The sequence below is a fragment of the Rhodobacter lacus genome (genome assembly GCF_042683065.1).
Taxonomy (GTDB): domain Bacteria; phylum Pseudomonadota; class Alphaproteobacteria; order Rhodobacterales; family Rhodobacteraceae; genus Rhodobacter; species Rhodobacter lacus.
In genome coordinates, this window is record NZ_JBHUIX010000009.1 from 298,069 (window position 1) to 311,092 (window position 13,024).

At 66.3% G+C, this 13,024-nt stretch carries 15 protein-coding genes; 10 read left to right on the forward strand and 5 right to left on the reverse strand.

Features of this window, described 5'->3' with window-relative positions:
• Positions 1 to 734: DEAD/DEAH box helicase (locus ACFSM0_RS09025; protein ID WP_377389713.1), on the reverse strand; the 734-nt coding region annotated here is incomplete at its 3' end.
• A 252-nt stretch (positions 735 to 986) separates the two neighbouring features.
• Between ACFSM0_RS09025 and argS the strand changes: the two genes are divergently transcribed.
• The 6 genes from argS to ACFSM0_RS09055 are packed head-to-tail and all read left to right on the forward strand — an operon-like array spanning position 987 to position 6,540.
• Positions 987 to 2,732, forward strand: coding sequence for an arginine--tRNA ligase (gene argS / locus ACFSM0_RS09030; protein WP_377389513.1), 1,746 nt, complete (start codon positions 987 to 989; stop codon positions 2,730 to 2,732).
• A 46-nt stretch (positions 2,733 to 2,778) separates the two neighbouring features.
• On the forward strand, positions 2,779 to 3,837 hold the full coding sequence (locus ACFSM0_RS09035; protein ID WP_377389515.1) for an SPOR domain-containing protein: 1,059 nt from the start codon (positions 2,779 to 2,781) through the stop codon (positions 3,835 to 3,837).
• Entirely contained in the window at positions 3,834 to 4,835 is a 1,002-nt protein-coding gene (locus ACFSM0_RS09040; RefSeq protein WP_377389517.1) for a glycoside hydrolase family 3 N-terminal domain-containing protein, read from the forward strand. The genes ACFSM0_RS09035 and ACFSM0_RS09040 overlap by 4 nt, the downstream gene beginning before the upstream one ends.
• Entirely contained in the window at positions 4,828 to 5,640 is an 813-nt protein-coding gene (locus ACFSM0_RS09045) for a segregation and condensation protein A (RefSeq protein WP_377389519.1), read from the forward strand. Before ACFSM0_RS09040 ends, ACFSM0_RS09045 begins: the two co-directional genes overlap by 8 nt.
• A 1-nt stretch (position 5,641) precedes the next feature.
• Complete coding sequence (gene scpB / locus ACFSM0_RS09050) at positions 5,642 to 6,283, forward strand: SMC-Scp complex subunit ScpB (protein WP_377389521.1); 642 nt, start codon at positions 5,642 to 5,644, stop codon at positions 6,281 to 6,283.
• Positions 6,280 to 6,540 (forward strand): hypothetical protein, encoded by a 261-nt coding sequence (locus tag ACFSM0_RS09055; RefSeq protein ID WP_377389523.1) that lies wholly within the window; start codon positions 6,280 to 6,282, stop codon positions 6,538 to 6,540. Before scpB ends, ACFSM0_RS09055 begins: the two co-directional genes overlap by 4 nt.
• A gap of 23 nt (positions 6,541 to 6,563) precedes the next feature.
• Here the strand turns inward: ACFSM0_RS09055 and ACFSM0_RS09060 are convergent, their stop codons facing one another.
• On the reverse strand, positions 6,564 to 7,349 hold the full coding sequence (locus ACFSM0_RS09060) for an enoyl-CoA hydratase (protein ID WP_377389525.1): 786 nt from the start codon (positions 7,347 to 7,349) through the stop codon (positions 6,564 to 6,566).
• Positions 7,350 to 7,402: 53 nt separating this feature from the next.
• Between ACFSM0_RS09060 and ACFSM0_RS09065 the strand changes: the two genes are divergently transcribed.
• On the forward strand, positions 7,403 to 7,819 hold the full coding sequence (locus ACFSM0_RS09065; RefSeq protein WP_377389527.1) for a PaaI family thioesterase: 417 nt from the start codon (positions 7,403 to 7,405) through the stop codon (positions 7,817 to 7,819).
• Between the two features lie 21 nt (positions 7,820 to 7,840).
• On the opposite strand, the gene ACFSM0_RS09070 is transcribed toward ACFSM0_RS09065, so the two are convergent.
• A complete protein-coding gene (locus ACFSM0_RS09070) occupies positions 7,841 to 9,304 on the reverse strand; it encodes an SLC13 family permease (RefSeq protein WP_377389529.1) in 1,464 nt (487 codons plus the stop codon).
• 260 nt (positions 9,305 to 9,564) lie between these two features.
• On the opposite strand from ACFSM0_RS09070, the gene rplM reads away from it, so the two are divergent.
• Positions 9,565 to 10,029 carry a 50S ribosomal protein L13 gene (rplM, locus tag ACFSM0_RS09075; RefSeq protein WP_377389531.1) on the forward strand — a complete coding sequence of 155 codons (465 nt, stop codon included), beginning with the start codon at positions 9,565 to 9,567 and terminating at the stop codon, positions 10,027 to 10,029.
• 2 nt (positions 10,030 to 10,031) lie between these two features.
• On the forward strand, positions 10,032 to 10,526 hold the full coding sequence (gene rpsI, locus ACFSM0_RS09080) for a 30S ribosomal protein S9 (RefSeq protein ID WP_377389534.1): 495 nt from the start codon (positions 10,032 to 10,034) through the stop codon (positions 10,524 to 10,526).
• Positions 10,527 to 10,645: 119 nt separating this feature from the next.
• On the opposite strand, the gene ACFSM0_RS09085 is transcribed toward rpsI, so the two are convergent.
• Positions 10,646 to 10,969 (reverse strand): 2Fe-2S iron-sulfur cluster-binding protein, encoded by a 324-nt coding sequence (locus ACFSM0_RS09085; RefSeq protein ID WP_377389536.1) that lies wholly within the window; start codon positions 10,967 to 10,969, stop codon positions 10,646 to 10,648.
• 286 nt (positions 10,970 to 11,255) lie between these two features.
• On the opposite strand from ACFSM0_RS09085, the gene ACFSM0_RS09090 reads away from it, so the two are divergent.
• Positions 11,256 to 11,771, forward strand: coding sequence for a peptidoglycan-binding domain-containing protein (locus tag ACFSM0_RS09090; protein ID WP_377389538.1), 516 nt, complete (start codon positions 11,256 to 11,258; stop codon positions 11,769 to 11,771).
• Positions 11,772 to 11,883: 112 nt separating this feature from the next.
• Here the strand turns inward: ACFSM0_RS09090 and ACFSM0_RS09095 are convergent, their stop codons facing one another.
• Positions 11,884 to 12,954, reverse strand: coding sequence for an ABC transporter substrate-binding protein (locus ACFSM0_RS09095; protein ID WP_377389540.1), 1,071 nt, complete (start codon positions 12,952 to 12,954; stop codon positions 11,884 to 11,886).
• Positions 12,955 to 13,024: the final 70 nt, after the last annotated feature.

The window sequence follows — 13,024 nt, forward strand, 5'->3', positions numbered from 1 at the left end:
ATCAGCGCGCGCAAGAGTTCCCGCTTGGCCTTGGCGGTCTGGTCACGCCGCGGCGGTGCGATCTCGACGAGCTTTTGCGTGATCGTTTCCGAAGCGGTGGCCTGCCGCGCCACCTCGATCCGGGCCGGGCTGTGCAGGAAGGTATTGGTGATCCGCTCGATCTCCGGCGCCATCGTGGCAGAGTAGAACATGGTCTGGCGGGTGAACGGGGTCAGCTGGAAAATCCGTTCGATATCAGGGATGAAGCCCATGTCGAGCATGCGGTCGGCTTCGTCGACCACCATGATCTGCACGCCGGTGAGCAGAAGCTTGCCGCGCTCGAAATGGTCAAGCAACCGGCCCGGCGTGGCGATCAGCACGTCAACGCCGCGGTCAATCAGCTTGTCTTGCTCGCCAAAGCTCACGCCGCCGATCAGCAGCGCCTTGGTGAGCTTGGTGTATTTGGCATAGATGTCGAAGTTCTCGGCCACCTGCGCCGCCAGTTCGCGGGTCGGGCACAGCACCAGCGAGCGCGGCATCCGCGCCCGGGCGCGCCCCTTGGAGAGCATGGTCACGAGCGGCAGGGTAAAAGAAGCCGTCTTGCCGGTGCCGGTCTGGGCGATGCCAAGCACGTCCTTGCCTTCAAGCGCGTGCGGAATGGCGCCGGCCTGAATCGGCGTCGGCGTCTCGTAGCCCGCATCGGCAATGGCCTTGAGAACATCGGCAGAGAGTTTGAGATCGATAAACTTCGTCATGAGCGTCCTTGAGTGCGAGGGGCAAAAGACCCCGCGCGGGGTGGGGGGACGCTATGTCCGGGCGTCCCGGTCGATTGGTCGCACGGATTGCGACGGTTTTGCCCTACTCCATAGCGCGGCAGACGTCAACAAACTGCCAAAAATCCCGCCGATTCGGTCTGCGACGCAGGAACGCGGGCCTGCCGCGGCTGAGGCTCGTGTTGACGGGGCCGCGGCGCTCTGGCAGGGGAGAGGCAACGAAGGAAGCCGATCATGAACATTTTTGCCGATATCCGCCGTGCTGTTGTCGCGGCGCTCGAAGAAATGGGGGCCGAGGGCGCACTGCCTGCGGGGCTCGATTTGTCGAACGTGGCGGTGGAGCCGCCGCGCGATGCCGCGCATGGCGACATGGCGACCAATGCCGCGATGGTGCTGGCCAAGCCCGCCGGGCAGAACCCGCGCGCGCTGGCCGAGGCGCTGGTGGCCAGGCTTGCCGCCGATCCGCGCATTGCCGAGGCCACGGTTGCCGGGCCGGGCTTCATCAACCTGCGCCTCGTGCCCGGCGTCTGGACCGAGGTTCTGCGTGCCGCGCTCGATGCGGGGCGCGCTTTCGGCCGCTCTGATCTTGGCGCGGGCGTGAAGGTCAATGTGGAATATGTTTCCGCCAACCCGACCGGGCCGATGCATGTGGGCCATACCCGCGGCGCGGTGTTTGGCGATGCGCTGGCGAGCCTGCTCGATTTCGCGGGCTATGATGTCACGCGCGAATATTACATCAACGACGGCGGCGCGCAGGTCGATGTGCTCGCGCGTTCGGCCTATGAGCGCTACCGCGAGGCCAACGGCCTTGAGCCGGAGATCCGCGAGGGGCTCTACCCCGGCGACTACCTCATTCCCGTGGGCGAGGCGCTGAAAGCGAAATATGGTGCGGAGCTGATCGACAAGCCCGAGGCAGCCTGGCTTGCCGAGGTGCGCGACTTTGCGACCGAGGCGATGATGGCGATGATCCGCGAGGATCTGGCGCTTTTGAATGTGAAGATGGATGTCTTCTATTCGGAAAAATCGCTCTACGGCACCGGGCAGATCGAGGCCGCGCTGCAGCGGCTCGAAGACCTTGGCCTGATCTATGAGGGCGTGCTCGAGCCGCCGAAGGGCAAGCTTCCCGAAGACTGGGAAGAGCGCGAGCAAACGCTGTTCAAATCCACCCAATACGGCGACGATGTTGACCGGCCGGTGAAGAAATCGGATGGCGCCTGGACCTATTTCGCGCCCGATATCGCCTATCACTGGACCAAAATCGCGCGCGGCTTCGACCATCTGATCGACGTGTTCGGCGCCGATCACGGCGGTTACGTCAAGCGCATGAAGGCCGCCGTGGCGGCGCTGAGCGAGAACAAGGTGAGCCTCGACATCAAGCTCATCCAGCTTGTGAAGCTTTTCAAGAACGGCGAGCCCTTCAAGATGTCGAAGCGCGCGGGCACCTTTGTGACCCTGCGCGATGTGGTCGAGCAGGCGGGGGCCGATGTCACCCGCTTTCACATGCTCACCCGCAAGAACGATGCGCCTTTGGACTTTGACTTCGACAAGGTGCTTGAGCAGTCGAAGGACAACCCGGTCTTTTATGTGCAATATGCCCATGCCCGCGTTGCCTCGGTGCTGCGCAAGGCGGTCGAGCTTGGCCTTGATGTGAGCGATGCTGCGCTCGCGCGGGCGGATCTGGCGCAAAACAGCCATGAGGCGGAGACTGCGCTGGCCAAGAAAATCGCCGAATGGCCGCGCCTGGTGGAGATTGCCGCGCGCGCGAACGAGCCGCACCGGGTCGCCTTCTTCCTCTATGAGATCGCCTCGGATCTGCACGCACTTTGGCACCGTGGCAACGAAGAGCCGCGCCTGCGCTTCGTGCAGGAGGACGATCTTGCCCTGACATCGGCGAAAATTGCCCTCGCGCGGGCCTGTGCCGTTGTGATTTCGGCCGGTCTTGGTATTCTTGGCGTGACCCCGGCTGAAGAGATGCGCTGAACATCCGCCGGGCTGAGGGCAAAAGCCCGAACCCGAAGAGGCGAGCATGTATACTCCCGACCCCCGAATGGGCGGGTCCGATCACGATCAGGGCAGGGGCCTTCCGGGCTCCGCACCCGCGCTGCCGGTGCAGCGCTGGGTGCAATGGGCTGGCGCCGCCACCTCGGTGGCGCTGGTGCTCGGGGTCGTGGTCTGGGGCTACAAGCTCGCCGTGCGCGACGTCTCCGGCGTGCCGATCATCCGCGCGATCGAGGGGCCTGCCCGGATCGCGCCCGAGAACCCCGGTGGCGATATGGCTGCCCATGTCGGCCTTTCGGTGAACGAGGTGGCAGGCTCCGGGCTCGCGGCGCCCGGCCCGGACCGGGTCGTGCTCGCCCCCGATCCGACCGGCCTCACCCCGGACGATACGCCGATGGCGGATCTGCGCCCGCTTCCCGATCTTGCCGCGCCTGCGGTGCCGCCCGAAACGGAGGGCGGAGAGCCCGCCGCGATTGCCGTGCCCGATACCGCGCGTGCCCCCCGGCCCGATGCACCCGCGGCAGACGCGTCCGAACTTGCCCCCGCCGATGTGGCGCCGCTGCCCGAGTCGCTCCCCGAGGGGGTCGAGGAGGAGGCCGAGAGCGCAGAGGCCCCGACCCCCGTGGCGCCGACCGCCGAGACCCCGGCCGCCGAGACTGCGGGGATCTCGCCCGATGTGCCGGGCCTTGCCCGCTCGCCGCGGCCCCTCTCGCGACCCGACCGCGATCTTGAGGCGGAAGCCGCGGCGCTTGCCGTTGCGCGCGCGCTTGGGGGCGGGGAGGCGCCCGCGGCAGGGGCGGCGGCTGTGGTCGATATCGCCCCGAAGGATCTGGCTGCGGGCACGCGCGTGGTGCAGCTTGGCGCCTTTGACAGCCCGGATCTTGCGCGCGCCGAATGGGACCGCGTCGCGCGCCGGTTCGAGGCGCTGATGGCAGGCAAGCGGCGGATCGTGCAAGAGGCGGCCTCGGGCGGGCGCAGCTTCTGGCGGCTGCGCGTTGAAGGCTTCGAGAGCGTCGAGTCCGCGCGCCAGTTCTGCGCCGCGCTTGTGGCCGAGGGCTCGAACTGCATTCCCACGGTGATCAAATGAGCGCGCCCGGCGCGACGATCCTCGGCGTCGAGGGCGGGCAGCTTGGCGCGGAGGAGGCGGCTTTTCTGCGCGCGGCAGACCCTTGGGGGCTGATCCTGTTTGCCCGCAATGTCGAGACGCCCGCGCAGCTCTTGCGCCTCACCCATGATCTGCGCGCGGCGCTCGGGCGCGAAGCGGCGATTTTCATTGATCAGGAGGGGGGGCGGGTGCAACGGCTGCGCGCGCCGCACTGGCGCGAATGGCTCCCCCCGCTCGAAGAGGCGCGCCTTTCCGGCCCGCGCGGGCTCTGGCTGCGGGCGCGGCTGCAGGCGGCGGAGTTGCGCGCGGTGGGCATCGACGCCAATTGCGCCCCCACCTGTGACATTGCCGGGCCGCGGACGCATCCGTTCCTTTACAATCGCTGCCTTGGCGAAAGCGTTGACGCGGTTGTCCAAAACGCCCGCGCCACGGCGGATGGCCTGCTTGCCGGGGGGGTGCTGCCGGTGCTCAAGCATATGCCCGGCCATGGCCGCGCCGAGGCCGACAGCCACAAGAACCTTCCCGTCGTTGCGGCCCCCGCCGAGGATCTGCGCGGCAGTGATTTTGCCGTGTTCAAGGCGCTCGCCGATCTGCCGATGGGGATGACCGCGCATATCCGCTATCCGGCTTTTGACACGGCGCCCGCCACGCAAAGCGCAAAGCTCATCCGCCTCATCCGCGAGGAGATCGGCTTTGCCGGGCTCTTGATGACGGATGACATCGGCATGGAGGCGCTGTCGGGCGATTATGCGACCCGCACCACGGCGTCGATTGCGGCGGGCTGCGATCTGGTCTTGCATTGCAACGGCACGCGCGCCGCGTTTGAACAGACGGTCGCCGCGGCGGGATGCCTGTCGCGCGCGGCGCAGGCGCGCGCCGAAGCGGCGCTCGCGTGGCGGCGCCCTCCCGCAGAGGTTGACTTGGCCCGGCTCATTGCCGAGTTTGAGACTCTCTCGCGCGGGAAGGCCGCCCATGGCTGAGGAAACGAGCCTTTTTGAAAGCACAAGCGTCAGCGAGCGGCTTGCAGCCGAGGCGCTGATTGTCGATGTCGACGGGTTTGAAGGCCCGCTCGATCTGCTGCTCACGCTTTCGCGGATGCAAAAGGTCGATCTGCGGCGGATCTCGGTTTTGGCCCTGGCCGAGCAATATCTGCGCTTTGTGGAAGAGGCAAAGGCGCTGCGCATCGAGCTGGCCGCCGATTATCTGGTGATGGCGGCATGGCTTGCGTTTTTGAAATCGCGCCTGCTGCTGCCGCCCGAACCGGGCGAAGAGGGGCCCTCCGCCGAAGACCTTGCCGCCCATCTCGCCTTTCAGCTTGAGCGGCTGGCGGCGATGCGCGAGGCAGCGGCGCAATTGATGGCGCGCGACCAGCTCGGGCGCAACTTCTTTGCGCGCGGCTTTGAGGAAAGCGTCGAACGGGTGCGCAGCGTGCGCTATTCCGCCTCGCTTCTGGAGCTGATTCAGGCCTATGCGCGGATTCGCACCCGTGACGAGTTCCGCCCCTATGCCTTTGACCGCAAAGATATCTTCACGATGGAGGAAGCGCTTGAGCGAATCCGCGGGATGATCGGTTTTGCCGGGGACTGGACCGCGCTCACCCATTACATGCCCGAGGGCTGGGGGCTTGAGCCCGCGCGCCGCCGCTCCGCCACGGCGGCCACCTTTGCGGCCTCGCTGGAGCTTGCCAAGCAGGGCCAGATCGAGATTCGCCAAAGCGAGACCTTTGCGCCCATCACCATCCGCGCGCGCACCACACCGCGCCCGAGCGCGCCGAGGGAGCCATGAGATGAGTGACACCCGCTACGATCCGAACGAGAAATCGCTCTTTGATGCGCCGCCGATGGCCGAGCAGGAACGCATGGTGGAGGCGATCCTGTTTGCCTCGCCCGACCCTGTGAGCCTGCGCGAAATGGCCGACCGGATGCCGCATGGCTGCGATGCGGGCGAGGCGCTCGCCTATCTGCGCCGCCGCTATGAGGGGCGGGGGGTGCATCTGGTGCAGGTGGGCGAGGGCTTTGCCTTCCGCACCGCGCCGGATCTTGGATTTTTGATGCAAAAAGAAGTGGTGGAGATGCGCAAGCTCTCCCGCGCCGCCATCGAGACGCTGGCGATCATCGCCTATCACCAGCCGGTGACACGGGCAGAGATCGAGGAAATTCGCGGTGTTGCGGTGAGCCGGGGCACCATTGACCAGCTTTTGGAGATGGAATGGGTGCGGCTCGGGCGGCGGCGGATGACGCCGGGGCGGCCGGTCACCTTTGTGGTCACGCCGACGTTTCTGGACCATTTCGGGCTCGAATCCGCGCGCGACCTGCCGGGGCTGAAGGAGCTGCGCGCGGCGGGGCTTCTGGACAACCGGCCAATGCCGGGGGCCGAGGAGGACGACGGCGACATGGCCGGGCAGAGCGAACTTTTCGAAGAGGAATGAGCATGGATCTGGCAAGGCTGTTGCAGATGATCGTCAACATGGTGATGCGGCGGCTGTTGCGCATCGGCATCAACAAGGGGATGGACAGCATCGCCCGCGCGGGCCGGGGCAAGGCGGGCGGCACGTCTGCCGGCAAGGCGGGCGGCGCGCCCGGCGGTGGTCCGATGACGCCCGCCGAGCGGCAGGCGCAGGTGCAGGCCCGGCAGGCCGCCAAGCGCGCCCGTCAGGCGGCCCAGATCACGCGCCGGATGCGCTGAGCGGCCCCGCCCGAGGCCCCGGCTCACGCCCAGTCGGGCGGGCGCTTTTCGATAAAGGCCTGCACGCCCTCGGCAGTGTCGCGCAAAAGCATGTTCTCGACCATCACCGCGCCGGCATGGGCATAGGCTGCGGCAAGGCCCATTTCGGCCTGGTCGTAAAAGCTGCGCTTGCCCAGTGCCACTGCCGCGCCGAGCTTTTTGGCCAGCGTTTCCGCCAGATCTGCCGTTGCGCTCTCCAATGCGCCGGGCGCAACGACACGGTTGATCAGCCCCACCTCGCGGGCGCGGGCGGCGTCGATGAACGCTCCGGTGGTGAGCATTTCAAACGCCACCTTGCGCGGCACGACCCGCGAAAGCGCCACCATCGGCGTGGAGCAGAAAAGCCCGATGTTGACGCCGTTCACGCCAAAGCGCGTGCCCTCCGCCGCGACCGCCAGATCGCAGGAGGCAACGAGCTGGCAGCCCGCCGCGGTGGCGATGCCATGCACCTCGGCGATCACCGGCTGGGGCAGAGCGGGGATCATCTGCATCACCTCGGCGCAGCGGGTAAAAAGATCCGCGAAATAGGCCCGGCCACCGTCCTCCCCGGCGCGGCCCGCCTGCATCTCCTTGAGGTCATGACCGGCGCAGAACGCTTTTCCCGCGCCCTTGAGCACGACGACTTTCACGCTGCGGTCCTTGGCGAGCGCTTCGAACCGCGCCTTCAGCGCGGCCAGCATGGCATCGGAAAGCGCATTGAGGCTGTGCGGCGCGTTCAGCGTCAGATGCGCGATGACGCCACGTTTTTCCAGCTCCACGAGTTCGGTCATTGATCTTCCTCCCTTTGGGCGAAAGTCTGGGCGCGGGGGGGCTTTCGGGAAAGATGAAAATGCAGATGGACGTTACGTCACTCACGGCTTTTCTCGCCGCGCATTTCCCGCAGGTGGCGGGGATGTTCGCGGTGGAGGCCGTGGGAGAGGAGACGGTGATCCGGCTCAAGGTGGATGAGAGCCACCTGCGCCCGGGCGGCACGGTCTCGGGGCCGAGCATGTTCGCGCTGGCCGATGTCGGGATCTATCTTGCGATCCTTGCGCGGATCGGGCCGGTGATGCTGGCAGTGACGACGAATGCAACGATCGACTTTTTGCGCAAGCCCGCGGCGGGGCGCGATCTGATCGCGAAGGTGCGGGTGCTCAAGCTGGGCCGTGCGCTCGCGGTGGGCGATGCGCTGATCTATTCGGAAGGCGGCGCGGAGCCGGTCGCCCGCGCCTCGATGACCTATGCGATCCCGCCCAAGTGAGGCCCGCCCAAGTGAGGGGGCTCAAAGCCCGAACACATAGGGCGCAAGCCCCATCACCGCCGCCCAGATCACGCCGATGCTGACAAGGTTCACGATAAAGCCGGCCCGCACCATGTCGGCGAGTTTCAAGCCCTTGTAGGTAAAGACAATGGCATTGGGTGGCGTGGCGACGGGCAGCATGAAGGCCATCGAGGCGGCAAGCGCCACCGGCACCATCAGCCATTCCACATCGAGCCCGCGCCCGACCGCAACCGCGCCGAGCACCGGCAGGAAGGTCGCCGCCGAGGCGGTGTTGGAGGTGATGCCGGTGAGAAACACCATCACCGCCGCCACGATCAGCACCAGCACCGACAGCGGCACCGCCCCCACCGCGGCCACCTCGGCCCCGATCCAGCCCGCAAGGCCCGTGGCCTCAAAGGCGCCCGCAAGGGCGAGCCCGCCGCCAAACAGGATCAGCACGCCCCAGGGCAGGCCGGGCGCCACGCCCCAGTCAAGCACGAAGCCCTTGCCGCGCCCGGCAGGCAGCGCAAAGAGCACGACCGCGGCGAGGATCGCGATGCCGCTGTCGGAGATCGGCAGGCCAAGCGCCTCGCGGAAGATCCACGCGAAGGCCGTGAGCGCAAAGACCACGGCAACGGTGATCTCGCCGCGTGACATCGGGCCGAGGCGGGTGATTTCGTCGCCGATCACGCCGCGCACCGAGGCGAGGTCGAGGCCGCGCACGTCAAAGGCGAGGCGCGTGAGAATGAGATGGGTGAGCGGCAGCATCACCAGAACGATGGGCACGCCCAGAAGCATCCAGCGGAAAAAGCCGATCTCGATGCCGTGGCCGGTTTCCAGCAGGCTCGCCATCAGCGCATTGGGGGGCGTGCCGATCAGCGTGCCCGCGCCGCCGATCGAGGCGGAAAAGGCGATCGAGAGCATCAGCGCCACGCCAAAGCGGCGCGCGCGCGGCTTGTCGGCGCTTTCGCTTTCGACCACCTCGACGACAGAGGCGCCCACCGCCACCATCATCACCGCGGTCGCGGTGTTGGAGATCCACATCGACAAAAACGCCGTGGCCAGCATGAAGCCCGCGATGATGCCTTCGGGAGACCGCCCGAGCGCGGCCACCACATGCAGCGCAATGCGGCGGTGCAGCCCCCAGCGCTGCATTGCCGCCGCCAGAAGGAAACCGCCGAGAAAGAGGAAAATCAGATGGTTGCCATAGTGCGCCGTGACCTTGGCGACGGGCAGGATATCGAGCACTGGCATCGCAACAATGGGCAAAAGCGCGGTGGCGGGCAGCGGCACCGCCTCGGCAAGCCACCAGATCACCATCCAGAGCGCCACACAGACGAGCCGCCACGCCTCCGGGGCAAGCCCCCATGGCGCGGGCACCACAAGGGCCGGGATCAGGCACAATGGCCCCGCGATCAGCGCAAGGACATGAAGCGGCGCGAGCCCCTCGGCGCGCGCGGGATCTTGCTCGGTCTCTTTGGTCATCTCTCTCCCCTTCCTCCGCGCTGAGCCTAGCACGCTCTTCGTGGCCTTGCGCCGCGACCCGATGCGCGCGGGGGGGCAGATTGTCAGAGCGCGGGCTGAATCAGCGGGATTTGCCGCCCCGCGTGTGGGGTAAATAGATACCTATTTTGCAAGCCATTGAATTCAATTGTGTAATTTCGCATTATCGCTCTTGATTTGAGCGCGGAAATACCGGACAAGCCCGCATCCGAATTCCACAACCCTTCAAAGGGCGATCGACAATGAAAACCTATACCGCGAAACCGGCGGAGATCGAGAAGAAGTGGATCCTGATTGACGCCGAGGGCGTCGTTCTGGGCCGCCTCGCCACGATCGTTGCCATGCGCCTGCGTGGCAAGCACAAGCCGACCTTCACCCCCCATATGGACATGGGCGACAACGTCATCATCATCAACGCCGACAAGGTGCAGATGACCGGTTCGAAGCGTGAAGACAAACGTTACTACTGGCACACCAACCACCCGGGCGGGATCAAGTTCCGCACCGCGCGTCAGGTGCTCGAAGGGGCCCACCCCGAGCGCGTGGTGATCAAGGCGGTCGAGCGCATGATCTCGCGCAACCGTCTTGGCCGTCAGCAGATGTCGAACCTGCGCGTCTACGCGGGCGCCGAGCATCCGCATGAAGCCCAGCAGCCCGAAGTTCTGGACGTGAAGGTCCTGAACAAGAAGAACACCCGGAGCGCCTGATCATGTCCGATATCAAATCCCTCGACGATCTGAAGTCGGCCGTTTCGGGCACGCCCGCGGCCGTCACCACGACCGCCGAAGCGGCCCCCCGCACCCCGGTGCGTGACGCGCTCGGCCGCGCCTATGCCACCGGCAAGCGCAAGAACGCGGTTGCTCGCGTCTGGGTCAAGCCCGGCTCCGGCAAGATCACCGTGAACGGCAAGGCGATGAACGAATATTTCGCCCGCCCGGTGCTCCAGCTGATCGTCAACCAGCCCTTCGGTGTGGCCGGTGTCGAAGGCCAGTATGACGTGATGGCGACGGTGGTCGGCGGTGGCCTTTCGGGGCAAGCCGGTGCGGTCAAGCACGGCATCTCGAAAGCGCTGCAACTGCACGAGCCGTCGTTGCGCGCCGCGCTCAAGGCCGCGGGCTTCCTGACCCGTGACTCGCGCGTTGTCGAACGGAAGAAATACGGCAAGGCCAAAGCCCGCCGCTCGTTCCAGTTCTCGAAACGCTGATCGGTTCGCCAGACATTTGGAAAACGCGGTCCCTCCGGGGGCCGCGTTTTTCTTTGGGCGGTGGCGCGCCACCAAAAAGCCGCCCCGAAGGGCGGCTTTGGGTCTTGGGTCTGGCCGGGTCAGATCTGCTTTTCGGGCAGATGCACGATCAGCCCGTTCATGTCCGGTGTGACCTTGATCTGGCAGGTCAGGCGCGATTTCACCGGATCGGGTTCCCAGGCGAAATCGAGCATGTCGGTCTCGGTGGGCAGCGGTTTGGGCAGCCGGTCGATCCAGGCCTCGTCAATATAGACATGGCAGGTCGAGCAGGCGCAGGCGCCGCCGCAATCGGCGTCGATGCCGGGCACGCCATTGTCGCGCGCGCCTTCCATCACCGTGAGCCCCGGTTTCACCTCGATCTCGTGGCGGGTGCCATTGTGTTCGACGTAAGTGATCTTTGCCATCTGGTGCCTCATTCGTTGCCGCAGGGCGGGATGGACTTGGTTTAGGCGAAGGCGCGGGTTTTGGGAAGCCGCAGCTTGGCCGCATCCTTGCTAACGCGGGGGGCAGTCGCGCCGCGCGCGGTCAGTCTGGCCCTAGGCGCGGGCTGGCAAAGCGGTTAAGGTCGCGCCGTTCATTCTGACGGGTTCCATGCCGCGCCTCTCCCTTCTTGCTTTCGCCCTGCCTGCTCTTCTTTGTGCCTGTGTCGAACAGGCGGCCCGAGAGGACGCGCCCTCGCAACCGCCTGCCGTGCCTGCGACGCCCGCGGCGACACGCGATGGCGCGCCGATCGTGGCCACGGGGGCGGCCGTCGCCCGGTTGACGCTGGCGGGGGAGTGGCGCGACAAGGCGCCGGGGGCGGGCGCGCCGGGCTGCTATCACGAAGAACGCCGCCCCGCCGTGGTCGAGACCATCACCGAGCACGCGCTTGTCGCGCCCGAAAAGCTTGATCCGGTCACCGGCGTGGTGCTGGAGCCCGCGCGCTACAACACGATCACCGAGGCGCGGATCGTCGAGGGCGGAGAGAGGCTCTGGTTTCGCCGCGTCTGCGATGCGGATCTGACGCCCGATCGGGTGGTGACGCTGCAGCGCGCGCTCGCGGCGCGCGGGCTTTATGCGGGGGCGGGGACCGGCCAGATCGATGCGGCCACAAGGGCGGCGATCCGGGCCTATCAATCGCAACGCGGGCTGATCAGCCCGGTGCTGTCACAGCGCGCGGCGGAGCAGATGGGGGTGATCTTCTGGCGCGAGCGCCCGGCGCGCTGAGCCTGGCGCGCCGCTCTGACAGATCGCGTGCCCGGCCAGAACGGGAGCTTGCCTGGCCGGGCCGCTACGCGTGGCGCGAAGCCATAGGCTCCGCACCACCCCGTTTCTTGCCTCAGTTCGCCAGCCAGGCGTTGAAGCGCTCGTTCAGCTCGGAATCATTGTCGACCCAGAAGTCGAGATTGGTTTCGAGCGCATTGACCATGTTGGCCGGGTAGGTCGGCAGGTGCGGCCCCATCACGGTCTTGCCATCCTTGTAAAGGATTTCCCCCGCGTTCGAAGATTTCCGGGTCGGGCCGTAGGAGATGTATTGCGCCTGGCGGCGCAGGCTCTCGGTCGAGGTGGTGAACTGGATGTATTTCATCGCATCCTCAAGATGGGGCGCGCCTTTCGGCACCACATACATCTCGTGTTCGTAGACCTGACCGTCCCAAAGCACGACGAGCGGTTTGCCCTCTTCGATCGCGGCGTTGAAGATCCGCCCGTTATAGGCGGTCGACATCGAGACTTCGCCATCGGCGAGCAGTTGCGGCGGTTGCGCGCCCGCTTCCCACCAGATCACGTTGCTCTTGATCGTGTCGAGCTTGGCGAAAGCGCGGTCAAGGCCCTCGTCGGTGGAGAGCACGTCATAGACCTCTGCCGCCGGCACGCCATCGGCCATCAGCGCCATTTCGAGCACGGTTTTCGGGGCCTTTTTCACGCCGCGCTTGCCGGGGAATTTTTCCAAATCGAAGAAATCGGCGATTTTCGTCGGTTTCTCGCCGGGGAATTGCGAGGCGTCGTACGCGATCACATTCGCCCAGAGGTCGGTCGAAATGCCACAATCCATCACCGCGCCGGGCAGGAAATCTTCCATCGCCGGGGTGCCGTCGGAGCCGGGCAGGAGCAGATCGGGGTCGATCTCTTCCAGCAGGCCCTCGTCGCAAAGCCGCACCGCATCGGCATATTCGACGAGCGCGACATCAACCGAAACGTTGCCCGATTCCGTCTGTGCTTTCAGCGGCGTGGCCGGGTTGTCGGCGTCGATCATCGTGGTCTTGATGCCGGTGGCCTCGATGAACGGCTTCACATGGGCCTCGACTTCGGCCGCGCCATAAGCGCCGCCCCAGCTCAGGACCACCACTTCGGCTTGGGCCGCCACCGCCATCGAGGAGGCGATGACCGTGGTGAGGAGGAGTTTCTTCATCTGTTTCGGTTCCTTGTTCTGGCAGACGGTCAGGGGCCGGAGCGGTGCGGGGAGGGTGCAGCGGCAGCGC

Bases quoted from the DNA above. Each gene is read 5' to 3' on its own strand.
- ACFSM0_RS09085 (WP_377389536.1), bottom strand. From the start codon at position 10,969: ATGGCAAAGATCACTTACGTCGAACACAATGGCACCCGCCACGAGATC.
- ACFSM0_RS09045 (WP_377389519.1), top strand. From the start codon at position 4,828: ATGGCTGAGGAAACGAGCCTTTTTGAAAGCACAAGCGTCAGCGAGCGG.
- argS (WP_377389513.1), top strand. From the start codon at position 987: ATGAACATTTTTGCCGATATCCGCCGTGCTGTTGTCGCGGCGCTCGAA.
- ACFSM0_RS09065 (WP_377389527.1), top strand. From the start codon at position 7,403: ATGAAAATGCAGATGGACGTTACGTCACTCACGGCTTTTCTCGCCGCG.
- ACFSM0_RS09040 (WP_377389517.1), top strand. From the start codon at position 3,834: ATGAGCGCGCCCGGCGCGACGATCCTCGGCGTCGAGGGCGGGCAGCTT.
- ACFSM0_RS09055 (WP_377389523.1), top strand. From the start codon at position 6,280: ATGAGCATGGATCTGGCAAGGCTGTTGCAGATGATCGTCAACATGGTG.
- ACFSM0_RS09070 (WP_377389529.1), bottom strand. From the start codon at position 9,304: ATGACCAAAGAGACCGAGCAAGATCCCGCGCGCGCCGAGGGGCTCGCG.
- scpB (WP_377389521.1), top strand. From the start codon at position 5,642: ATGAGTGACACCCGCTACGATCCGAACGAGAAATCGCTCTTTGATGCG.
- ACFSM0_RS09060 (WP_377389525.1), bottom strand. From the start codon at position 7,349: ATGACCGAACTCGTGGAGCTGGAAAAACGTGGCGTCATCGCGCATCTG.
- ACFSM0_RS09095 (WP_377389540.1), bottom strand. From the start codon at position 12,954: ATGAAGAAACTCCTCCTCACCACGGTCATCGCCTCCTCGATGGCGGTG.
- rplM (WP_377389531.1), top strand. From the start codon at position 9,565: ATGAAAACCTATACCGCGAAACCGGCGGAGATCGAGAAGAAGTGGATC.
- rpsI (WP_377389534.1), top strand. From the start codon at position 10,032: ATGTCCGATATCAAATCCCTCGACGATCTGAAGTCGGCCGTTTCGGGC.
- ACFSM0_RS09035 (WP_377389515.1), top strand. From the start codon at position 2,779: ATGTATACTCCCGACCCCCGAATGGGCGGGTCCGATCACGATCAGGGC.